This is a genomic window from Acinetobacter sp. YH12128 (assembly GCF_013418655.1).
GTDB classification, from domain to species: domain Bacteria; phylum Pseudomonadota; class Gammaproteobacteria; order Pseudomonadales; family Moraxellaceae; genus Acinetobacter; species Acinetobacter amyesii.
Genome location: NZ_VPBO01000018.1, coordinates 14,944 through 35,889, shown reverse-complemented (window position 1 = coordinate 35,889; position 20,946 = coordinate 14,944). Strand labels below are relative to the sequence as shown.

Genomic DNA, 20,946 nt, shown 5'->3' with positions numbered 1-20,946 from the left:
ACCATCCAGAAATCTATATTTCATCTTGTCGGATGGACAAATAGGATAGCTTTTCAAAATGACTCAGCAAGCTCAGACCATTCAAGGTTCAATTGTCGCAATCGTCACCCCAATGTTTGAAGATGGCAGCGTAGATTGGAAGAGCCTCGAGAAGCTGGTTGAGTGGCATATAAAGCAGGGCACCAACAGTATTGTTGCTGTAGGGACTACAGGTGAAGCTTCTACCTTGAGCATGGCCGAACACACTCAGGTGATCAAAGAAATCATCCGTGTGGCGAACAAACGCATTCCAATTATTGCCGGCACAGGTGCAAACTCAACCCACGAAGCGATTGAACTCACCAAAGAAGCCAAAGAATTAGGTGCAGATGCGGCATTATTAGTAACACCATACTATAACAAACCGACCCAAGAAGGCCTGTATCAACACTACAAAGCAATTGCTGAAGCTGTTGATTTACCTCAAATTTTATACAATGTACCTGGCCGAACCGGTGTAGACATGCACAACGACACCGTGATCCGTCTTGCTGATATTCCACAAATCGTGGGCATTAAAGACGCCACTGGCGATGTTCCTCGTGGTCAAGAACTCATTGAAGGCCTTAAAGGCAAAGATATGGTGGTGTACTCAGGTGATGATGCAACGGCTTATCAGTTAATGGGTTTAGGTGCTAAGGGCAACATTTCGGTTACTGCGAACGTGGCGCCAAAAGAAATGAGCGAAGTGTGTGCAAGCGCTTTGGCGGGTGACGCAGTCCAAGCCGAGCAACAAAACAATACTGTTGCAAATTTACATCAAATTTTATTTTGCGAATCGAACCCAATTCCTGTGAAATGGGCACTTCATGAGATGAACCTGATTGAAACAGGCATTCGCTTACCATTAACACCCCTTGCAGAACAATATCGCACTCCGCTTCGTGAAGCACTCATCACTGCGGGCGTTATCAAATAAAGAAGAGCAAACATCATGCAATTACGTTTAGGACTTAGCCTGGCACTTTCAGTGTTTACATTAGCCGGTTGTAGTTCACTTGCCTTTAATAATGGCACACTGGACTATAAACAAACCACAGATGTTGAACCACTGAAATACCCTGAAGGGTCGATGGTTCGTCCTGCAACGCCTTTGTATCCTGCTCCATCTGTTGACCCACTAGCAATTGAGCATGCACCAAAGCTTGAAAATAAGCGCGGCAATCGCTATGCCCTTCCGCGTCCAGCCGCGGAAAAAAATAATGTCGTTGCAGATTCCTCAACAGACAGTACAAATATTAGCCGCCCTCAACTATTGGTGGATGGAAATCAAAATCCACTGATCAAAGTTGAAGGAAATTCTGCTACAATTTGGCAATACACACTTGCTACCCTCAGCAGCCTTAACCATACCATTGTTGGTCAGAGCAAAAACCGTTACGAAGTAACCGTCAAGGTCGATCAACAGACCTATGTTTTAAGACTTTCTTCTGTAGGTTCAAGCAATAACATCGCTGTGTTCAATGCCGATAACAGTTTTGCAGACAAAGAAAAAGCTGCAGATCTGTTAGCTCAGATTTACCAAAATTGGCCAGCCTAGTCGTACTAGGCATTTTTTCTCGAAAAAGGTTCCCTCATGTTAAAACAAACCTTGCTCTATACTGGTAAAGCGAAATCTGTTTATGAAACAGATAGTTCTGACCACCTCATCCTAGTTTTCCGTGACGATGCTTCTGCATTCAACGGTGAAAAAATTGAACAACTGGATCGCAAAGGTAAGGTGAACAACCGTTTTAACGCCTTTATCATGGAAAAATTGGCTGCGGCTGGTATAGAAACTCATTTCGAAAAACTTCTTTCTCCAACTGAAGTTTTAGTGAAAAAATTGACTATGGTTCCTGTAGAGTGCGTAATCCGTAACTATGCAGCAGGTTCACTTTGCCGTCGTTTAGGCGTTGAAGAAGGTAAAGAACTTACTCCGCCAACTTTCGAATTGTTCTTCAAAGACGATGCGTTAGGCGACCCAATGGTGAATGAATCACAAGCGATTGCATTAGGTTGGGCGACTGCAGAACAACTCGCTCAAATGAAAGAATTGACTTATAAAGTAAACGAAGTACTTAAAGGTCTATTCGATGCAGGCAACATGCTGCTTGTTGACTTTAAACTTGAATTTGGTGTGTTCCACGACCGTATCGTACTGGGTGACGAATTCTCTCCAGACGGCTGCCGTCTATGGGACAAAGACACTAAGAAAAAACTCGACAAAGACCGTTTCCGTCAAGGTTTAGGCGGTGTAGTTGAAGCTTATGAAGAAGTTGCTGCACGTTTAGGTATCGACCTTTCTGATATCTAAGTCGTTCATCGATGTAAAAAACCGAGCTCTTTAGCTCGGTTTTTTAATGAAATATTACTCGATTAATCTATGATCGAAAAAACAAATGTTAACGATAAAAATCCTCTGTTTCACATTTACCCACGTTCACACTAAGATAGCTACATATCAAGCAGCACCAGGATCTATACTTCTCCAATGTGTATGCCGACCAGATTTTCCATCTACCCTCTAGGATGTATCTCCCCCAAAGACATCCTATTTTTTCAGCCCAGCTCGCCTTGAGTTGGGCTTTTTTTTGCATGAAATAGACATAAAAAAGGGCGCCGAAGCGCCTTGCCATTATGATCATTCAAATCATTGTTGCTGTTGTTGCATCCAACGTCGTTGCTGCAAACGCTCACCTTCAACTTCACGTTTATTACGTGCAGACTCATACAGCTTAGTGCCTTTCAGTTCAGGCGGCATATAATCCTGCATGACAAAATGCTCAGGATAATTATGTGGATATAAATAGTCCACGCCATAGCCTTGCTCTTTCATCAATTTGGTTGGTGCATTTCTCAAATGTAGTGGCACAGGTAGATTCGAGGTTTTTTCTGCCAAATCTAAGGCTTTGTTGATGGCCAAATAAGTGCTGTTACTTTTAGCACTGGTTGCCAAATACACCGCACATTGCCCCAAAATGATTCGACACTCAGGCATACCAATTGCCTGCACAGATCGGAAACATTCTCCAGCCAACAGTAAAGCATTTGGATTTGAGTTGCCAATATCTTCAGATGCCGCAATCAACATACGACGGGCAATAAAAACAGGATCTTCACCACCTTTGAGCATTCGAGCCATCCAATACAAAGCGGCATCTGGATCACTGCCTCGAATCGACTTAATAAAAGCCGAAACTAAATCATAATGCTGTTCGCCCGATTTGTCATAGCGTGCAATATTTTGCTGCGCAACTTTGACCACCACCGCATTGTTAATGATATTTTCTAAGTCTGGCTCAAACGTACTGGCGATTAAATCTAAAAGATTTAATGCTTTACGAGCATCACCTGCGGCAAATTGAAATAAAGCTTCATATTCTTCGATTTGAATATAACGCTCTTTTAAAAACGAATCTTGCTGAATCGCTTGATCCAATAAGCGCTGAATTGCGTCATTATCCAGAGCATTTAAGGTATAGACCTGACAACGCGACAATAAGGCATTATTAACTTCAAATGAAGGGTTTTCTGTGGTTGCACCAATCAGGGTAATTTTGCCCTTTTCAACTGCATTCAGTAAGGCATCTTGTTGTGACTTATTAAAGCGATGAATTTCATCAATAAACACCACAGGTGTCAATAAATCTCCACCATCGGCGATGATTTCACGTAACTCTTTCACCCCAGTATTGAGCGCAGATAAACTAATAAATGGTCGGTCAACGGCCTGCGCTAACAACAATGCAATTGTGGTTTTACCTACACCCGGTGGTCCCCAAAAAATAATCGATGGCAAATGCCCTTGGTCAATCATCTGGCGTAACGGTGCATCTTCACCCAAAAGGTGATCTTGTCCAATAATTTGCGATAAATCATGAGGACGCATGCGTTCAGGAAGAGGAATTTGGCTGTCTGACATCTTATTATTTCGTTTCCGGCAATTGGGGACGTTTTTTCTATTCTAACACTGCCTTGGCAGAATCTTTGCTTTATTCGATATTCAATTTAAGAGGCTGGTTTGATGTCATTATTTAAGTATCTTGCATGTAAAAATCCTTAGGCGAATGTTAACTATAATGTAACAAGAGATCTTATCCCTTATCGATCAAATTAAAGTATGATCGGCTAGATATCCCATTTTTAGCTTGCCTGACCCAATTGGACAGATTGTATGAAGCAATCATTAAAGCAAAAGCAAATACCTCAAGTTCAACAAGGCATTGATCTATCTATATATTCATTTCAACAAATGCCTCAAGCCAAGAATATACAATTACAACATACCCAATGTGCAGAATTACGCGAAAAACTCGACAGCCGTAATCAAATGTTAGATGCCAGTGTCGACTGTATTAAATTATTAAGCCTAGACGGTCATATTCTGCATATGAACCGCGCTGGTTGCTTAGCTCTCGGTGTGTCGCCGACTGAAACTGAGTTTGGTATGTCATGGCACAAATTATTGCCTGAAGAAGTCCGCGACGCGTGTCTGAATGCTTTTGCAGAAGCCAAACAAGGAAAAACTTCTCGCTTTGTCGGCATGAGCCAAGTGGCCGATGAACCCATGGCTTATTGGGATAACATGCTCAGCCCAGTATTCAATGAATATGGTCAAGTCAAAGAAATTCTCTGTGTCTCCCGTGATATTACGGTACAGCGACTGGCGGAAAATAAACTCCAACGGATCATTGAACAGGATGATTTAACAGGTTTATTAAACCGCCGTGCGTTTAGTCGAGTCTTTAAAAGTCACTTAAGAGTGGCACGAGAACATCAGCAACAACTGGGTTTGTTATTGATCGATCTGGATTATTTTAAGCATATTAATGACACCTTAGGGCATAGTGCTGGAGACCATTTACTGCATACCCTTGGACAGCGTTTTCAGCACTGTTTTGATGCAAATATCGTGGTTTCACGCTTAGGTGGCGATGAATTTGCCATTTCTATTCCGAACTTAAAATCGCAACAACAATTAACAGATATTGCCAGCATCGCCTGTCAGCAAATGGATATGCCGATTTTCTATAATGGACAAAGCATCAATATAGGTATGAGTATTGGCTGTGCGATCTACCCACGCGATGCACAAAATTCCTCGAATTTACTTAAATGCGCAGATATTGCACTGAATGATTTAAAAGGCAGTGGTCGTGGTGGGGTGCGAATGTTCAACCACACCATGTTTAAAATTCTTGAAAACACCACTCGCCAATTAACGCTAGCCCGCAGCCTGATTAAGTCCAATCAAATTATTCCGTTTTATCAACCCAAAGTTCGCCTTTCTGACAGTCAAGTGGTCGGCTTTGAAGCTTTGCTGCGTTGGTACGATAAAGACCAACAATTACAATTACCTTCTCAAATTTTTGCTGCATTTCAAGATTATGAATTGGCTTCACGCATTAGTGAAACAATGCAAATTAAAATCTTTCAAGATATTCAAAAATGGATTGAACTTGGACTGCAACCGCTACCGATTTCAATAAATGCTGCACCTGTCGAATTTTTACGTGATGATTATGCGGAAAAACTACTGAATCGCTTAAAGCAGTTTGGTATATCACCAGATATTATTGAGGTCGAAATTACCGAGCAAAGCCTGTCAGAACGTGGCTCAAATTATGTGATTCGCGCTCTCCATTTATTGAAAGACCATGGCATCCACATTTCTTTAGATGATTTTGGTACAGGTCATTCATCATTAACACGTCTAAGTAACTACCCTGTCGACTGTATTAAAATCGACCGTAATTTTGTGGAACGCATGCATACCGACTGTTCAGCACTTGCCATTGTCAAAGCGATTACACAAATTGGTGCGAGTGTTTCCCTGAATATATTAGTCGAAGGTATAGAGAAACCGGAACAGGTCGATACCTTAAAAGAATGTAATTGTCATACTGGACAAGGTTTTTACTTTTATCGTCCGCTCAGTTATGACCATGCGATGGAACTTTTGAGTCACTAAAACTTGTGGAGCAAGACACGATGACACTGAAGTATTTAGTCAGTGCCTGTCTGGCAGGCCAACCCGTTCGTTATGATGCCAAATCAAATACACAACAAGCAATTTGCCAACTGATGCAGACTCACCAAGTCATTACGGCCTGCCCAGAAATGATGGGCGGCCTGAGCTGTCCACGTTTTCCTGCAGAAATTCAAAATGGTCAAGCCAGTGATGTGCTCAATGGCACAGCCCAAGTCAAAGATGTCTTGGGCACAGATGTCAGTGCTGAATTTATCGCGGGTGCCCATCGCATGTTGGAATTGGCCCAATTGCATAAGGTTGATGTGGTGGTATTGAAGGATCGTAGTCCGTCTTGCGGTAGTCATTATATTTATGACGGCAGCTTTACGCGTACAAAAATTGAGGGCTATGGAGTAACCACAGCACTCCTTAAACAGCATGGATTTCAGGTTCTGTCAGAACAAGACTTTCTGGCCATGATACAAGATCAACTCTAGACCCAAAATTGAGCGTATCTGTGTCCTTTAGCGTACCCAACGCACAATATAATCTTCAATATCATCAGGGTTGACGTCTTCTTCACTGATGCAACGCCCTGCGGCAGACTTTCGTGCCTTCAAAATACTGTCACGACTTCCCGTCACTAGATGATGCCAACGCGGTAAATCTTTCCCTTCAGAAATTCTACGATAAGCACAGCTCGGCGGTAGCCAATGAAATTGGTGAATTTGTTCAGGTGTCAGCTGTATGCAGTCTGCAACGTGTGATTTGCGATTTGGATAATCGGAACAACTGGCGGTTTCACAATCTAAAAGTTTGCATGCCACTTTGGTGTAAGCCACCTCTTGCGTATCTTCATCTTCAAGCTTGATTAAACAACAAAGCCCGCAACCATCACAGAGGGACTCCCACTCCAAATGGGTGAGTTCAGTCAAAGCATGCTTTTTCCAAAAATGTGGGCGTAGAGTATCGGTCATCTTCTCGCTCGCAACGAAGGTGGCAGGCATATTAACTGAACCCGCACATAAATTCCTCATTTAAGTTACCGAATATTGAACATTAAATAAACAAAAGAATACATAGCATGCTTTCTGTGACTCCTATACTGATGAGACAGAATAAAAAATCACATGGAGATAAAACTATGTTCCGCTGGGCTATTATTTTCGCTGTAATTGCTTTGATTGCGAGTCTGCTAGGTTTTGGTGGTGTGGCAGGCTTATCCAAAGACTTTGCTGTTATTCTTTTGGTTATTGCAGTCATTCTCGCAATTGTTGGTTTCCTCTCTCGAGGAAAAGTTTAGGCGACTGATTGAATGTCGTTTTAAACTACAAATTACTCCCCTCAGACTCATGATTCAGAAACGTATGTTTTTATCATCTTGAGTCTTAATCAAAAAAATAAGAGCCTATGGGCTCTTATTTTTTTACATCAACGTCAAACGCATTACGCTGTAGGTTTTAGCTTTAAGGTTTTAAGTGACGTGGTCTAAAGCCTGTTGCAATTAAGGCGATACCATAAGCAGCAACACCAATCACACATAAGATGATCACTTCCGCGACACGCATCCACGCAGATACATCACCGTTGTACCATGTTAAGCCATACCACAGTGCAGCAATCATCACAGCATTGGCTATCGCAAACTGAATCACCAACTTTTTCCAATGTGCACCAAAGCGAAAAATATTGCGCTTATGTAAATAAAAATACAGCATCCCTGCATTCACTAAAGCGGAACCCGATGATGCCAAGGCCAAGGCCATATGCTCAGCATGCCAATCAATCAGTTTAAAGAATCCAATAAACACCACATTAAGAATGGCATTCGCTGCGACCGCCATTAAACCTACACGTACTGGAGTTTTGGTATCTTGTTGCGCATAAAACCCTGGTGCAAACACTTTAATGAGCATGAATGAAATCACACCGGCACTCATACATTGCAATGCCAATGCGGTCATCTGTGTATCTTCAAAGCTAAATTGACCACGTTCAAATAAGGCCTGAATAATAGGTGTAGAGAGCATGAAAAGCGCAATACTTGCAGGCACACCCACCAAGATAATGACCTTAGCTGCCCAATCAATCATACGACGGAATTTTTCTTGATCTTGTTCAGCATGACGCGCAGACAACGAAGGTAAAATTACGGTACCTATCGCGACACCAATTAAGCCCAATGGCAATTCGGTCATCCGTTCGGCACTGTATAACCATGACACCGAACCATCTTGCATGAAAGACGCCCAAATGGTGTTCAACAGTAGGTTGATCTGCGTCACTGAGACACCAAACAGTGCTGGCAGCATCAACTTCATGATGCGATCAACACCTTCGTGTTTGAAGTCAACTTTCGGTGGAATCAGTAATTTTTTACGCCACAGCTCTGGAATCTGAATCGCCAATTGCAAGAAGCCTGCCGCGACAACAGACCAACCCAAAGCCATAATTGGCTCAGCCATATAAGGGGTTAACCATAGCGCACCGGCAATCATCGCGACATTGAGTAACACTGGAGCGAACGCAGGTGTACTGAATGAGCCATAACTATTCAAAATACTGCTGGCAAATGCCGTTAAGGACATAAACAGTAAGTAAGGAATCGTTAGGCGAAACATATCGGTGGCTAACGCAAACTTGTCTGCATCACCATGGAAACCCGGTGCATAGATATAGATAATCGCGGGTGCGGCCACCATCGCGATGAACGTCAAGCTGGTCATCACTAGACCTAAACAGCCAAAAACACGGCTAATCAGAATCTGGACTTCGGCATGGGTTCGACTGGTTTTATATTCAGTCAATACAGGAATAAAGGCTTGTGAAAATGCCCCTTCTGCAAATAAACGCCTAAAAAAGTTAGGAATACGAAAGGCAACCACGAAGGTATCGAAGTCTTTACCTGCACCAAATACATTTAACAGGACAATATCCCGTACCAGTCCCAATACACGGGACAACATAGTCATTGCACTGACAATAACTGTCGAACGCCAAAGCGCCATCGGTATTTCTCACTTTTGAAAGTGCGCCTATTGTAATGAAACTCGTCAAGGAATTTCATTGGTTTATTAAACGCAGTGTGTATTGTTTATTTGTTTTTAAAATGATGCAGCTGCTGACGAAAAGCGTTCCACTCAAAAAATGGACCCGGATCAGTTTTACGTCCCGGTGCAATATCTGAATGCCCTGCAATATGTTGTTGAATTTTAGGATAAGCCTGTTGTAAACACGCCACGACCTCTGTCAGCACGGCATATTGTGCAGCTTCAAAAGGTAAATCATCACTTCCTTCGAGCTCAATACCTATCGAATAATCATTACATTCTTTTTGCGCTAAATAGGTTGAACGACCAGCATGCCAAGCCCGATCATTAAAATTGACAAACTGTAGGACTTCGCCTGTACGCAGGATCAATAAATGTGTCGATACCTGCATCCCTTCAATGGTTTGAAAATAAGGATGTTTCGACCAATCCAACTGATTTTGGAAAAATTGTTCGATATAACCACCGCCAAACTGAGAAGGTGGCAAACTAATATTATGAATGACGACAAGCTGAATTTCGGTATCTTCAGGACGCTGGTTAAAATTCGGTGATGGAATTTGACGCGCACCTAGCAATTGCCCATCCTGCACCTGAAATGTTGTTGCTTGTGACATAAAAAAATCCTGTGTCTAAGCCGGCCTGCAATGCTACAGATCAAAACGCCGAGCCCTACTTGAAAGGTTTAATGCTAAAACTTTCACATTGAAATCTCAATTCAAGTCTGTGAAAGGAGTTAAAAATCGCTCATTTTTAAGGAACAATGCTAATATAACGCGCACATTTTCCTGGGTTAAAAAGATACGGAACTTCTTATGAGCATATCGCAATCTTTGCTTGAACAATCTATCCAAATCAATATTCAACACGCACTACAAGAAGATATTGGCGAAGGCGATATTACAGCCCTGTTAACTCCAGAAGATGAACAAGCCACTGCAACGATTATCAGCCGTGAAGAGATGATCTTGGCGGGTCAGCCTTGGGTTAATGCACTCATTCAGGCTTACGATGCCGCTGTCCAAGTCACTTGGTTGAAACATGATGGTGACCGTGTTGCCGCAGGCGAAGCCTTTTTAAGACTCGCAGGTTCTGCGCGTAGTTTACTCACGGTTGAGCGTCCAGCCTTAAATTTTATACAAACATTATCTGCAGTAGCGACTAAAACTGCTGCCTATGTCCAGCAGCTTGAAGGTTTGAATACTCGTTTACTCGATACCCGTAAAACCTTACCAGGCCTACGTATTGCACAAAAATATGCAGTTGCTGTCGGAGGTGGTCAAAACCATCGCTTAGGTTTATTTGATGCGTTTTTAATTAAAGAAAATCACATCATGGCAGCAGGTGGCATCCAACAAGCGATTGCCAAAGCACACCAGATTGCACCGGGTAAACCTGTGGAAGTTGAAGTCGAAACTTGGGATGAACTCAACCAAGCATTGGAAGCAGGTGCGGATATTGTGATGTTGGATAACTTTAGTCAGCAACAAATGATTGATGCCGTTAAACACGTCAATGGTCGCTGCAAACTTGAAGCGTCAGGCAATATCACTATTGCAAACTTACGTGAAGTGGCAACGACAGGGGTCGATTATATTTCGATGGGTGTGCTCACCAAAGATGTCACAGCGATTGATTTATCGATGCGCTTTAATGCCTAACGCTCTAGACTTACTCTAAACATAAATAAAGGGTGCTATTGCACCCTTTTTGATGCTTAACCTCTAGCATGACTTAATCATCATCTTGCTGTTGTTTTGCACCTCGTTGATCTTCATGTTCAGAGTCCTTTTCATGCGCCGCATCGTCTTCATGCTGCTCGCGCTCATCTTGATCATCGTCCTGATCTTTTGAGTTTTCACTTTGTTCAGAAAAACGACCACCTTCACGCTCTTGATCCTGATTCCCAAAAAAATCACAACCACTGATCAACAATACGCTGAACAAAGAAAAATACATCATCCAATTTTTCATATTTAGTCCTTCAAAGCATCCTGATCCTATTAATTTGAGTCAAAGACACGCTACTGAATAGCCGATTCGTGTTGGATTTTCTATATTCAACGCATAAAAGAACGCATCCGAAGATGCGTTCTTTATTCAGTTTGAACTGAATCAAACAACTTACCAGCCTAAAGCTTCTTGTTGTTTTTTGATCAATTCTTGAATGCCTTTTTCAGCCAGTTCAAGCATTTCATTACACTGTGTACGTGTAAATGGTTTGTCTTCTGCTGTACCTTGAAGTTCAATGAACTCACCAGCTTGTGTCATCACTACGTTCATGTCTGTTTGGCAGCTTGAATCTTCTTCATAGCAAAGATCAAGTAATGCTTCGTCTTGATACATCCCTACAGAAATCGCAGCAACTAAACCTTTTAATGGATCTTGTTTAATTTTTTTATTTTCAAGCAAGACATTCATTGCATCGACCAAGGCAACTGCTGCACCTGTGATTGATGCTGTACGTGTACCGCCATCTGCCTGAATCACATCACAGTCGATGCTGATGGTATTTTCACCCAATTTTTTCAAATCGACCATCGCACGTAAGCTACGACCAATCAGACGTTGAATTTCTTGAGTACGACCGCTTTGTTTACCACGTGCCGCTTCACGGTCAGTACGTGTATGTGTTGAACGAGGTAACATGCCATATTCAGCAGTCACCCAACCCTGACCTTTTCCTTTAAGGAAACGCGGCACTGAGTTGTCGACACTTGCAGTACAAAGAACTTTTGTATGACCAAATTCAACCAATACAGAACCTTCCGCATAACGTGTGTAGTTACGGGTAATTTTTACTTCACGTAATTGATCTAATGCTCGTTGGTCGATACGCATAATGAGTCCTTAATCTGACAAAATTGATTGCGGCACATTATAACAGAAGGTACAGCCAGATTCGGGACGCATTCGTGTGCATTTACAAAATCCATTCATCCAAGTTTTGATAGGCCCATCGTACGACATCAGGAAATTTGTTAGACTGAAGCCACGCAAAATTCAGGACGAATTGCATGTCGATACGGGAAGAACGTAAGCAACAAAGTCGTAAAGCTATCCTTGATGCAGCGCTTGCATTGAGTACCACAGGCCGTTCTTTTAGCAGTCTGAGCTTACGCGAAATTTCCCGTCATGTCGGCTTGGTTCCTGCTGCGTTTTATCGCCATTTTCAGGACATGGATGAGCTCGGTTTGGAACTAGTCGACCAAATGGCCCTGCACCTTCGCAATGTACTCAATCAACTGAGTCAGCAATGCTTTCAAGCACCCGATGCACGTACACGACAGAGTCTGGATTATTTATTTCATGCCGTTGAGCAATTTCCTGAGGCATGGATGTTTCTCATTGCAGAGCGTTGGGGTGGTTCAGCTTCCTTAAGACAAGCCATTACACGTGAATTTAATTTTCTCAGTACTGATTTGGCCCATGCACTGGCTCAAGTTGAAGCGACTCAACACATTCAATCCGAACAAGACCTCAAAGTATTGGGACAAATTTTGTTTGAATTGGCCTTAAGTTGGGCAATGCAGTGGATTGACTTACATCGACATGTTGAGCTTCCACAACGTACGGATGCGCTACAACAATTTCGCCGCCAAGCTCAGACTCAAGTTCAGCTCTTATTTCGTGGCATTTTGCATTGGGATCGATCTTTGGCTCAAATCGCTGATCCACAAAATTTATCGACCTAAAACGCAAAATATGCCTGCATAAAAAAAGCCGCATCGAGTGCGGCTTTTTCAAAACACTGTTATTTCGCTTTACGTTCTTTATCAACAAGGAATTTCACGATTTCAACGGTACGGGCATCTTCACCTTGTACGATGTATTTACCATTGACGGTAATCGCAGGCACGCCGCTCAATTGATATTGAGCTGCTAAGTTTTTCGCTTGAGCAATTTTTGAAGACACAGCAAATGATTTAAATGTGCTGTTAAATTTCGCTTCAGGAACACCATAACGGGTGTAGAACTTCGCAAATGCGCCTTGTTCTAAGATATTTTTCTGACCCACATGAATGTCATGGAACAATTGTAAATGTGCTTTTTGACGAACACCCAGTGCTTCCGATGCATAGTAAGCACGCGCGCCTTGTTCCCAAAGTGGATTCATTGCTGCAGGTGTACGGACAAAACGTACATCTTTAGGCAATTGCTTTAACCACGTTTGCATATGCGGTTCTAATGTAAAACAATGTGGGCAGCCATACCAAAAGAACTCACGGACTTCGATTTTACCCGGACGTTCGACTTTAATCGGTTTTGGAATAACTGTGTAATCAGTCCCCGCGACAAATTGCGCTGCCATCGCACTGCCAGAAAAAGCCAAAATAGCTGTTGTAATCGTGCCTAAAAGGAATTTTTTCATTGAACTTATCGTCCTCAAAATCATTATGATTAGTTTATGGCAACACTATAAATCAAATCTGTCGATTTCGTTTTCATTCTGTGAACTTTTTTAAGGCTTTTATCGCTTTTTTTTCAGGACGCGCTACACTAACTCCCATAAACTTTTTTCTAAAATATAAAGACTTGATTGAGGTGCAACCGATGTCGCAATTGAATGTTGATCCACAAGAAATTGCCAAATTTGAAGCTTTCGCAGCCATATGGTGGGATCAGCATTCTGAGTTCCGCCCTTTGCACATGATTAATCCCCTGCGTTTGAACTGGATTGATGAGCATTCAAATGGTATCACTGGCAAGAAAGTATTAGATGTGGGCTGTGGCGGCGGTATTTTAGCTGAAAGCATGGCACGTCGCGGTGCGCAAGTATTGGGTATCGACATGGGCGAAGCGCCGTTGAATGTTGCACGCTTACATGCCGAACAAGAAAATGTACAAAATATTGAATATCGCCAAGTACCTGTAGAGCAATTGGCAGAAGAGCAAGCAGGTCAATATGACGTCGTCACCTGTATGGAAATGCTCGAACACGTACCCGATCCAGCTTCGATCATTTTAGCCTGTCAAAAGCTGGTAAAACCGGGTGGTCATGTGTTCTTCTCGACCATTAACCGTAATCCTAAAGCCTATTTGTTTGCGATTATTGGTGCGGAATATGTTTTACGCATGTTGGCGAAAGGCACTCATGATTATTCCAAGTTTATTAAACCTTCAGAATTAGCTCATGATATTCGTCAAGCCGAGTTAAAACTCAAAGATATGACAGGTTTACATTATAACCCGATCACCAAACGCTATTGGCTCGCACCGAATGTGGATGTGAACTACATGGTTCATACGGTGAAAGAAGCCTAATGAAAGCTGTACTCTTTGATCTTGACGGTACACTGATTGATACCGCGGCTGATTTTATTCGTATTATTCAAGACATGTGCCGTGACAAAGGCATTGCGGTGGTCAGTGCTGACGACATTCGTGTACAAGTATCTGAAGGCGCGCGTGCCATGGTCAAACTGGTCTATCCAGAGTTAGACGTTGAAGATCCTGTCTTTCTGGCACATCGTCAACGCTTTTTAGATCTGTATGGTGCTGATATAGCCGTCGATACAGACCTTTTTGAAGGCATGTATCCGCTACTCGATGAACTGGAACAGCATCAAATTCCGTGGGGTATCGTCACCAATAAACCGCGCTCACTCAGTGAAGCGTTGCTCAAAGCGCTGAATTTAACTGAGCGCTGCTCGGTATTGGTTTGCCCAGATGATGTCAGTAAAACCAAGCCAGACCCAGAGCCGATGTATTTAGCCGCCAAGCACATTCATCTAGATGCTCAAGATTGTATCTATGTCGGTGATCATCCACGTGATATCGATGCAGGTCGTAATGCGCAGATGTACACAATTCTTGCGGCTTATGGCTATTTACCTTTACAACACAAAGATGACTTAACAGCTTGGCATGCAGATTGTATAGTGAAGACTGTTGCTGACCTGCATGAAGTCATTCATGATTTGGTCATCAAACCGAAAACGCTCAACACAGCGACTTTATAACGATAGAACACAACACAATAAAACGAGGAGGTACGGATGAAATATTCAGAATATCAACCTCGCCCCGATCTGCTCAAAGATCGCATTATCCTGATTACAGGTGCGGGCGATGGTATTGGCCGTGCGGCTGCCCTCAGTTATGCCTTACATGGCGCAACCGTGGTCTTACATGGACGCACACTGAATAAACTAGAAGTGATTTACGATGAAATTGAAGGCTTGGGTGCCCCCCAACCGGCGATTTTACCGCTACAACTGTCTAGTGCCTCTCCTCGTGATTATGAGCTGTTGGTCGATACCTTAGAAAAGCAATTTGGTCGCCTAGACGGCATTTTGCATAATGCAGGGATTTTGGGTGAGCGAACTGAACTAGAACATTATCCTGTGGATGTTTGGGATGATGTCATGGCGGTGAACCTTCGTGCGCCCTTTGTACTGACTCAAGAGCTGATGCCCCTACTGCAAAAATCTGAGCATGCCTCAGTGGTCTTTGCCAGTTCAGGTGTGGGACGTGAAGCCCGTGAACGTTGGGGCGCATACTCAGTCTCAAAAATTGCCATTGAAGCCGTGAGTACATTGTTCGCCAAAGAAAATGAGCATCCCAATATTCGTTTTAACTGTATTAACCCCGGTGCGACACGTACTGCCATGCGTGCAAAAGCTTATCCAGACGAAGATCCAAAAACTTTGCCTACGCCTGAAAGCATCATGCCTGCATATTTATATTTAATGGGTGACGACAGCTTGCATTTAACCGGTGCCAGCATAGATGCCCAAGATGAATAGGGTGAAAACCCAATTTAAAAAGGAAGATCGCGCTTCCTTTTTTTATGTCTTGAATCTTTACAACGCATCATTAACCGAATGATTTTGCAGTGACCACGCGAAAGTCGACTTGAGTTTTTAGCAAATTTGCCGATACTTGGGGCATTCTTTAAAAACATTGGATTGATACATGTCTGACTTTAGCAATATTACAGTGACTCCAACTGAGGATGGCATGGTTAACCTACTGGTCGATGGTCAACCGATTTCAGCAAAATATGGCATGAAATTCGACCCGAGTATCGTGGACGATTTAAAAGGCTTAGATGTCGGTCAAAATGCAAAATTATTTGAACAATTTATTTTTTCGCATACTGACTTAAACTTTGAGCATGCCTATTTCTATGTCACTTGCATTCAAAAGCAAGAAGCAGGCTTTCAAGTGATCACTAACTTTGTTTATCGCATCATTGCGCAAGATCAAGCACCGTTTGAGCATGTGATTACCAAACAAGGTGCAGCAATGACACCTGAAGATATTAATGAATTTATTCAAGCTCATATTCAAAAATCATTAACGGATTATACTGACCTGAAATACGCATACTAAGTGTGTTCCAAGTGAAAAATTCATGTTTAAAAAGGGCCATTTGATGCCCTTTTTTTAAACCCTTAGATTAGCATTTGAAATTCAACAAGCTTTGATCAATAGACAGCTTCATTACCCAACTTTCCATTGATCGTATTTTTAAATTATTTTTATAATAATATTCGGTTTTTCAAATTAAGTATAAAAGCATAGACTGCTTGCCATGACATAGACCGACGGCAAGGAGACCCAAATGGCTGATCAAACACGCAAAATTGAAACCATTCGTTCAATTGAAAACTTACAACTGACTGAAAATTTGATCTCTGCAATGGACGATGCCGAGCAAGCTGAATCTGTGGCTCAAGCAATTTATTCACTCCAATGCCTAAACGAGCAGTGGTACTGAAACCCGAAGTTACTCAACATTTTCAGTCTTTCATCTCTCCCCTCATTTGCCTGTCAAGACTTGATGGGCTGTTTTGATCGTGCTTACAATAGACCTCAAATTTAATCAAAGCTGAATTGCAAGGATAAAAAGCGCGCATTATCGGACCATCTCTTCCAAGATGGAAAGATTGTTCTCAGCGCGAAATTTATCGCATAATATCCGCAATCTCTTCGTTTTATTTAAAGAAATATTCATCTTTCTTCACAGTTTCTCTGCATTTAATGCGTACAGTAGTGATATTGAAGATAAATTACTCATGAGGGTTGAACATGAAAAAGATTTTGCCAATTTTGGCTATTTCTTTCAGTGCTTTAATAGCAAGCAGCATCACGTCTGCAGCGCCTCACTTCAAGAACGATGAACGTGGCTTTGATGGCCCACGCGGCAATGCATATGGTCAAATGAAAAAAGATCATGATTTCCGTGGTTATCAGGACGATGACGATCTTGAAGATCGACGCCGTATGCGTGAACAACGTGGAGTCAAACGTTTGCAACAACATAAATGGCAAACGGGCTATGTGATGCCACAGCATTATCGTGGTAATGGTTATAAAGTCGATTATAAAGACCATAACTTACCTAAACCATCGCGTAATCAGCAATGGTATAAAATCAATAATGACTACATATTGGTCAACTCAGATAGTAACAGTATTCTGAAAATTTTAGGTATGTAAGCCGTTTTGAATTTAATTTCGCCATATTTTTAAAGTCCAGATCAACTCTGGGCTTTTTTTATGAGTTTTTTTTAATGTTTAACCGCAAAAGCTGATGCTGCCTAGCGTTCAGATCATTTACACGCCTTCAAATTTCCTCCATACATTTCACAATTCAACTATATTGCCCCCACGCTTTCTCTGAACTTTCTCGCTAATTTTGAATCATCGAAAAACAGATTAGAAATGTATAGAGGTGTCCCATGAACAAAATCGTATCGACTTTAGTTCTTTCAGTATCGGCTTTGATGGCAACAACAGCAGCCATTGCTGCGCCAGACCATCGTCAAGATGACCGCCGTTACCATCCGTCATACCAACATCAAGACAACCGTTGGGACAAAGATCACCGTCCGAGTAATTGGAATAACAACAACCGTTATGACAATAATCGCTACGACCGTAATGACTTTCGTCGTGTAAATCCAAGCCGCGATTGGCGTGTTGGTCAAAGCTTTCCTCGTTATTTCGATTCAAGCCGCTACAAAGTGAGTGACCGTGAAGCGCGCCGCTTACCGAACACCGGTCGTTATCAACAATGGTACAAAATCAATGGTGACTACGTGCTAGTCAATGATCGTACCGATCGCATCATTCGCATTAAGAATGGCTAATCATTCGACGATCTCTTAAGTCCCTTTCCCAACACCTGAACACTGTTCAGGTGTTTTTTTATCAAATGGAGGGTAAAACTCTGTCCTTCAGGTCAGAGATATAAGCGACACGACATGAAGTGTCGTTTGATTTAACTAAGGACTATTTTCCTTGAGTTTTGATTGTTAATATAAGTACATGAAAACCCTTAAATTACGTATAAAAGACAAACATTGCAAGGTGTTAGACCAACTAGCATCAGAAGTGAACTTCGTCTGGAATTATGTCAATGATTTAGGGTTTAGGCATTTGAAGCGGAAAGGTGAATTTCTCTCTGCTTTTGATATTGCCAAATATACGAAAGGCACATCCAAAGAATGTAATTTACATAGTCAAACCATTCAGGCTGTAACTGAAGAATTAGTCACCCGAAGAAAGCAATTTAAAAAGGCAAAGCTGAAATGGCGTGTCAGCAATAAAAAATCAGCAAGGCGCTCTTTGGGATGGGTTCCCTTTAAAAAGGTGGCTGTCAAATATACCAATGGATATGTCCAGTATGGAAAACACCAATTTAAGTTTTGGGATAGCTACGGTTTAAGCAAATACACGTTAAAAACAGGTTCATTTGTAGAGGATAGCCGTGGGCGTTGGTATGTATGTCTTGTTGTTGAATCGCCTAAGCAAGATAAATCGACAGCAACCAAAGCGATTGGTATTGATCTAGGCTTAAAAGATATTGCCACCTGTTCTGATGGCACAGTAATTTCAAATCCAAAATTCTATCGAAAATATGAGCAGAAATTAGGTATTGCTCAGAGAGCCAGGAATAAGAAGCGTGTTCGTGCATTACACGCCAAGATTGCAAATAGTCGAAAAGATCATTTGCATAAAGCAAGCACCAAGCTTGTGAATGAAAATGCATTGATTATTGTAGGTGACTTGAGTGCTAAAAAATTAGTAAAAACCAAAATGGCAAAATCTATTTTGGATACAGGATTTTCTGCACTAAAAACAATGCTCAAGTATAAATGCGAGAACGCAGGCGTATTGTTTGAAGAAGTCCAAGAAGCCTATACCACCCAAATCTGTTCGTGCTGCGGTGAGATCACCTCAAGTAGTCCAAAAGGTAAGACAGATCTTGGAATAAGAGAATGGGAGTGCATGAGCTGTGGTACAGCTCATGATCGAGATATAAACTCAGCTCTAAACATTCTTGCGCTTGGGCATAAGCGTCTAGCTGTAGGAATCACCCTCGTTTAAGGGGGTGAGGATGTCAAATTTGCTTTCCGCTGTCATATGTTTTTGTTTAGAATCATCCATACCAAAGCGAATAAACAGGCATAGGCATGCAAACGAATATCACTGAACCATCTTCCAGCACAACCTTACAGTATGTGCATTGGTTCCGTCATTCTGCACCCTATATTAATGCGCATCGTAACAAAACCTTTGTCATCATGTTTGATGGTGAAGCGCTGCAACATGAAAATTTTCAACACATTATTCATGATATTGCCTTATTACACTCACTTGGTATTCGTCTAATTTTGGTGCATGGTGCTCGTCCGCAAATCAATCATAATTTACAAAGCAGCGGCATCAAGACACCATTTCATCATCACCGTCGCATCACCACTCGCGAATCCTTACCTGCGGTGATGAATGCCGTCGGTTCCATTCGTCTGCAAATTGAAGCCCTCCTGTCTATGGGTTTAGCCAACTCACCGATGTACGGCGCGCGTATTGATGTGGTCTCAGGCAATTTGGTCACGGCAAAACCGTATGGCATTCGTGACGGTATCGATTTTCAACTGTCTGGTGAAGTTCGTTCCGTCGATATCGATGCGATTCAACGTCATTTAGAGAGCCAAAATATTGTGGTGCTTGGGCCAACAGGTTATTCCACGACAGGTGAAGTGTTTAATTTATTGGCTGAAGAAGTTGCGACCAAAACCGCGATCAGTTTAAAAGCGGATAAGTTGATTTTCTTGGGCAAACAACATGGTTTGCACAATGAACATGGGCAGCTACAACGCGAAATTACACCTCATCAACTTGATCAGCATATTTTGCAATATCAAGATTCTAATCCCGATATTGCCCTGCATTTAAGCGTTGCTAAAGATGCCTCGTTACAAGGCGTACACCGTGTTCATCTTATTTCATATGCCTATGATGGCGCATTGATCGAAGAATTGTTCACACGTGACGGTTCTGGCACCATGATCACCGATGCGCATTATGAAGAAGTGCGTACTGCCGATATTCAAGATGTGGGTGGCTTAATCAATCTCTTACGCCCTCTCGAACAAGAAGGCATCTTGGTTTATCGCTCACGCGAACGTCTGGAAAATGAAATTGGACAATTTGCAGTGATTGAACGTGACGGTACGATTTTGGCCTGCGCTGCGTTATACCCGATTCCTGTCACAGGGAATGAAAAACGCTCTGCTGAAATCGCGTGCGTAGCTGTGCATCCGGGGTATCGAAAATCAAATCGCGGTAGCCAAATTTTGCATTATTTAGAAGAAAAAGCGCGAGATTTAGGTATTGAACAATTGTTTATTTTGACCACACGGACAGCGCATTGGTTCCTTGAACAAGGTTTTGAACAAGTCAGTGTCGATGACTTACCGAATGCCCGTCAGGCCTTATACAACTACCAAAGAAACTCATTGGTTTGTAAAAAGTCACTTTAAAGTGGCTTTTTTTATGCGCTGAATAGCATTATTTTGCATAAGGTTATGCCTAATCCCTTGGCTATCCCCCTCAAATCACTTTGCAAGCCACAGAATAACCATATCTGCCATTTAAATAACCCAA

General features: G+C 42.1%; 24 protein-coding genes. 17 read left to right on the top strand and 7 right to left on the bottom strand.

Annotated elements, in window-relative coordinates:
- The first annotated feature begins 58 nt into the window (after nt 1-58).
- Genes dapA through purC form a run of 3 tightly spaced genes read left to right on the top strand, consistent with a single transcriptional unit; the run spans nt 59 to nt 2,335 of the window.
- Nucleotides 59-958 (top strand): 4-hydroxy-tetrahydrodipicolinate synthase, encoded by a 900-nt coding sequence (gene dapA / locus FTU64_RS10745; RefSeq protein ID WP_078193262.1) that lies wholly within the window; start codon nt 59-61, stop codon nt 956-958.
- 15 nt (nt 959-973) lie between these two features.
- Nucleotides 974-1,579: a lipoprotein-34 precursor (NlpB) gene (locus FTU64_RS10740; protein WP_078193263.1), complete on the top strand. Its 606-nt coding sequence runs from the start codon at nt 974-976 to the stop codon at nt 1,577-1,579.
- A 36-nt stretch (nt 1,580-1,615) separates the two neighbouring features.
- Nucleotides 1,616-2,335 (top strand): phosphoribosylaminoimidazolesuccinocarboxamide synthase, encoded by a 720-nt coding sequence (purC, locus tag FTU64_RS10735; RefSeq protein ID WP_078190626.1) that lies wholly within the window; start codon nt 1,616-1,618, stop codon nt 2,333-2,335.
- Nucleotides 2,336-2,671: 336 nt separating this feature from the next.
- On the opposite strand, the gene FTU64_RS10730 is transcribed toward purC, so the two are convergent.
- Entirely contained in the window at nt 2,672-3,943 is a 1,272-nt protein-coding gene (locus tag FTU64_RS10730; RefSeq protein WP_111885104.1) for a replication-associated recombination protein A, read from the bottom strand.
- Between the two features lie 252 nt (nt 3,944-4,195).
- On the opposite strand from FTU64_RS10730, the gene FTU64_RS10725 reads away from it, so the two are divergent.
- Together FTU64_RS10725 and FTU64_RS10720 are read left to right on the top strand one after the other, a co-directional pair.
- Nucleotides 4,196-5,992, top strand: coding sequence for an EAL domain-containing protein (locus tag FTU64_RS10725; RefSeq protein WP_180059739.1), 1,797 nt, complete (start codon nt 4,196-4,198; stop codon nt 5,990-5,992).
- Nucleotides 5,993-6,012: 20 nt separating this feature from the next.
- A complete protein-coding gene (locus FTU64_RS10720) occupies nt 6,013-6,489 on the top strand; it encodes a DUF523 domain-containing protein (protein ID WP_180022315.1) in 477 nt (158 codons plus the stop codon).
- 27 nt (nt 6,490-6,516) lie between these two features.
- Here FTU64_RS10720 and FTU64_RS10715 read toward each other — a convergent pair whose 3' ends face one another.
- Nucleotides 6,517-6,969, bottom strand: a complete 453-nt coding sequence (locus FTU64_RS10715) for a YcgN family cysteine cluster protein (protein ID WP_168379729.1) — start codon at nt 6,967-6,969, stop codon at nt 6,517-6,519.
- Nucleotides 6,970-7,136: 167 nt separating this feature from the next.
- Between FTU64_RS10715 and FTU64_RS10710 the strand changes: the two genes are divergently transcribed.
- Entirely contained in the window at nt 7,137-7,295 is a 159-nt protein-coding gene (locus FTU64_RS10710; protein ID WP_005006601.1) for a DUF1328 domain-containing protein, read from the top strand.
- A 163-nt stretch (nt 7,296-7,458) separates the two neighbouring features.
- Here the strand turns inward: FTU64_RS10710 and murJ are convergent, their stop codons facing one another.
- Both murJ and ampD read right to left on the bottom strand, forming a co-directional pair.
- Nucleotides 7,459-9,000, bottom strand: coding sequence for a murein biosynthesis integral membrane protein MurJ (gene murJ, locus FTU64_RS10705; protein ID WP_078193266.1), 1,542 nt, complete (start codon nt 8,998-9,000; stop codon nt 7,459-7,461).
- A gap of 86 nt (nt 9,001-9,086) precedes the next feature.
- Nucleotides 9,087-9,659, bottom strand: coding sequence for a 1,6-anhydro-N-acetylmuramyl-L-alanine amidase AmpD (ampD, locus tag FTU64_RS10700; RefSeq protein ID WP_078190631.1), 573 nt, complete (start codon nt 9,657-9,659; stop codon nt 9,087-9,089).
- 198 nt (nt 9,660-9,857) lie between these two features.
- Between ampD and nadC the strand changes: the two genes are divergently transcribed.
- A complete protein-coding gene (gene nadC, locus FTU64_RS10695; RefSeq protein ID WP_180054153.1) occupies nt 9,858-10,703 on the top strand; it encodes a carboxylating nicotinate-nucleotide diphosphorylase in 846 nt (281 codons plus the stop codon).
- A gap of 73 nt (nt 10,704-10,776) precedes the next feature.
- Here nadC and FTU64_RS10690 read toward each other — a convergent pair whose 3' ends face one another.
- On the bottom strand, nt 10,777-11,016 hold the full coding sequence (locus FTU64_RS10690; protein WP_168379723.1) for a hypothetical protein: 240 nt from the start codon (nt 11,014-11,016) through the stop codon (nt 10,777-10,779).
- A gap of 150 nt (nt 11,017-11,166) precedes the next feature.
- On the bottom strand, nt 11,167-11,883 hold the full coding sequence (gene rph / locus FTU64_RS10685; protein WP_078190634.1) for a ribonuclease PH: 717 nt from the start codon (nt 11,881-11,883) through the stop codon (nt 11,167-11,169).
- Between the two features lie 176 nt (nt 11,884-12,059).
- Between rph and FTU64_RS10680 the strand changes: the two genes are divergently transcribed.
- Nucleotides 12,060-12,737 (top strand): TetR family transcriptional regulator, encoded by a 678-nt coding sequence (locus FTU64_RS10680; protein ID WP_078190635.1) that lies wholly within the window; start codon nt 12,060-12,062, stop codon nt 12,735-12,737.
- 59 nt (nt 12,738-12,796) lie between these two features.
- Here the strand turns inward: FTU64_RS10680 and FTU64_RS10675 are convergent, their stop codons facing one another.
- On the bottom strand, nt 12,797-13,414 hold the full coding sequence (locus FTU64_RS10675; RefSeq protein ID WP_078193271.1) for a thiol:disulfide interchange protein DsbA/DsbL: 618 nt from the start codon (nt 13,412-13,414) through the stop codon (nt 12,797-12,799).
- 182 nt (nt 13,415-13,596) lie between these two features.
- Here FTU64_RS10675 and ubiG point away from each other — a divergent pair, with 182 nt between their 5' ends.
- From ubiG to argA, 9 genes are all read left to right on the top strand, one after another.
- A complete protein-coding gene (gene ubiG / locus FTU64_RS10670) occupies nt 13,597-14,307 on the top strand; it encodes a bifunctional 2-polyprenyl-6-hydroxyphenol methylase/3-demethylubiquinol 3-O-methyltransferase UbiG (protein ID WP_078190637.1) in 711 nt (236 codons plus the stop codon).
- Nucleotides 14,307-15,005: an HAD family hydrolase gene (locus FTU64_RS10665; RefSeq protein WP_180059738.1), complete on the top strand. Its 699-nt coding sequence runs from the start codon at nt 14,307-14,309 to the stop codon at nt 15,003-15,005. Before ubiG ends, FTU64_RS10665 begins: the two co-directional genes overlap by 1 nt.
- Nucleotides 15,006-15,041: 36 nt before the next feature.
- The gene (locus tag FTU64_RS10660; protein WP_078190639.1) at nt 15,042-15,791 is read left to right on the top strand and encodes a YciK family oxidoreductase; all 750 of its coding nucleotides are present in this window, start codon (nt 15,042-15,044) and stop codon (nt 15,789-15,791) included.
- Nucleotides 15,792-15,960: 169 nt separating this feature from the next.
- A complete protein-coding gene (locus FTU64_RS10655) occupies nt 15,961-16,380 on the top strand; it encodes a hypothetical protein (protein ID WP_111885093.1) in 420 nt (139 codons plus the stop codon).
- Between the two features lie 232 nt (nt 16,381-16,612).
- Nucleotides 16,613-16,768: a hypothetical protein gene (locus tag FTU64_RS10650; protein WP_168379727.1), complete on the top strand. Its 156-nt coding sequence runs from the start codon at nt 16,613-16,615 to the stop codon at nt 16,766-16,768.
- Nucleotides 16,769-17,079: 311 nt separating this feature from the next.
- Nucleotides 17,080-17,490: an RcnB family protein gene (locus tag FTU64_RS10645; protein ID WP_180059737.1), complete on the top strand. Its 411-nt coding sequence runs from the start codon at nt 17,080-17,082 to the stop codon at nt 17,488-17,490.
- A gap of 242 nt (nt 17,491-17,732) precedes the next feature.
- On the top strand, nt 17,733-18,143 hold the full coding sequence (locus FTU64_RS10640; RefSeq protein ID WP_111885092.1) for an RcnB family protein: 411 nt from the start codon (nt 17,733-17,735) through the stop codon (nt 18,141-18,143).
- 178 nt (nt 18,144-18,321) lie between these two features.
- Complete coding sequence (locus tag FTU64_RS10635) at nt 18,322-19,383, top strand: RNA-guided endonuclease TnpB family protein (protein ID WP_180059736.1); 1,062 nt, start codon at nt 18,322-18,324, stop codon at nt 19,381-19,383.
- Nucleotides 19,384-19,469: 86 nt separating this feature from the next.
- Nucleotides 19,470-20,822 (top strand): amino-acid N-acetyltransferase, encoded by a 1,353-nt coding sequence (gene argA / locus FTU64_RS10630; RefSeq protein ID WP_180004326.1) that lies wholly within the window; start codon nt 19,470-19,472, stop codon nt 20,820-20,822.
- The last annotated feature ends 124 nt before the right edge of the window (nt 20,823-20,946 follow it).

Coding starts and splice junctions, on each gene's coding strand:
- FTU64_RS10730 (WP_111885104.1), bottom strand. CDS start 3,943: ATGTCAGACAGCCAAATTCCTCTTCCTGAACGCATGCGTCCTCATGAT.
- nadC (WP_180054153.1), top strand. CDS start 9,858: ATGAGCATATCGCAATCTTTGCTTGAACAATCTATCCAAATCAATATT.
- FTU64_RS10660 (WP_078190639.1), top strand. CDS start 15,042: ATGAAATATTCAGAATATCAACCTCGCCCCGATCTGCTCAAAGATCGC.
- FTU64_RS10740 (WP_078193263.1), top strand. CDS start 974: ATGCAATTACGTTTAGGACTTAGCCTGGCACTTTCAGTGTTTACATTA.
- FTU64_RS10720 (WP_180022315.1), top strand. CDS start 6,013: ATGACACTGAAGTATTTAGTCAGTGCCTGTCTGGCAGGCCAACCCGTT.
- argA (WP_180004326.1), top strand. CDS start 19,470: ATGCAAACGAATATCACTGAACCATCTTCCAGCACAACCTTACAGTAT.
- FTU64_RS10690 (WP_168379723.1), bottom strand. CDS start 11,016: ATGAAAAATTGGATGATGTATTTTTCTTTGTTCAGCGTATTGTTGATC.
- FTU64_RS10675 (WP_078193271.1), bottom strand. CDS start 13,414: ATGAAAAAATTCCTTTTAGGCACGATTACAACAGCTATTTTGGCTTTT.
- FTU64_RS10665 (WP_180059738.1), top strand. CDS start 14,307: ATGAAAGCTGTACTCTTTGATCTTGACGGTACACTGATTGATACCGCG.
- FTU64_RS10640 (WP_111885092.1), top strand. CDS start 17,733: ATGAACAAAATCGTATCGACTTTAGTTCTTTCAGTATCGGCTTTGATG.
- FTU64_RS10635 (WP_180059736.1), top strand. CDS start 18,322: ATGAAAACCCTTAAATTACGTATAAAAGACAAACATTGCAAGGTGTTA.
- ampD (WP_078190631.1), bottom strand. CDS start 9,659: ATGTCACAAGCAACAACATTTCAGGTGCAGGATGGGCAATTGCTAGGT.
- dapA (WP_078193262.1), top strand. CDS start 59: ATGACTCAGCAAGCTCAGACCATTCAAGGTTCAATTGTCGCAATCGTC.
- FTU64_RS10655 (WP_111885093.1), top strand. CDS start 15,961: ATGTCTGACTTTAGCAATATTACAGTGACTCCAACTGAGGATGGCATG.
- rph (WP_078190634.1), bottom strand. CDS start 11,883: ATGCGTATCGACCAACGAGCATTAGATCAATTACGTGAAGTAAAAATT.
- purC (WP_078190626.1), top strand. CDS start 1,616: ATGTTAAAACAAACCTTGCTCTATACTGGTAAAGCGAAATCTGTTTAT.
- FTU64_RS10680 (WP_078190635.1), top strand. CDS start 12,060: ATGTCGATACGGGAAGAACGTAAGCAACAAAGTCGTAAAGCTATCCTT.
- FTU64_RS10715 (WP_168379729.1), bottom strand. CDS start 6,969: ATGACCGATACTCTACGCCCACATTTTTGGAAAAAGCATGCTTTGACT.
- FTU64_RS10645 (WP_180059737.1), top strand. CDS start 17,080: ATGAAAAAGATTTTGCCAATTTTGGCTATTTCTTTCAGTGCTTTAATA.
- ubiG (WP_078190637.1), top strand. CDS start 13,597: ATGTCGCAATTGAATGTTGATCCACAAGAAATTGCCAAATTTGAAGCT.
- murJ (WP_078193266.1), bottom strand. CDS start 9,000: ATGGCGCTTTGGCGTTCGACAGTTATTGTCAGTGCAATGACTATGTTG.
- FTU64_RS10725 (WP_180059739.1), top strand. CDS start 4,196: ATGAAGCAATCATTAAAGCAAAAGCAAATACCTCAAGTTCAACAAGGC.
- FTU64_RS10650 (WP_168379727.1), top strand. CDS start 16,613: ATGGCTGATCAAACACGCAAAATTGAAACCATTCGTTCAATTGAAAAC.
- FTU64_RS10710 (WP_005006601.1), top strand. CDS start 7,137: ATGTTCCGCTGGGCTATTATTTTCGCTGTAATTGCTTTGATTGCGAGT.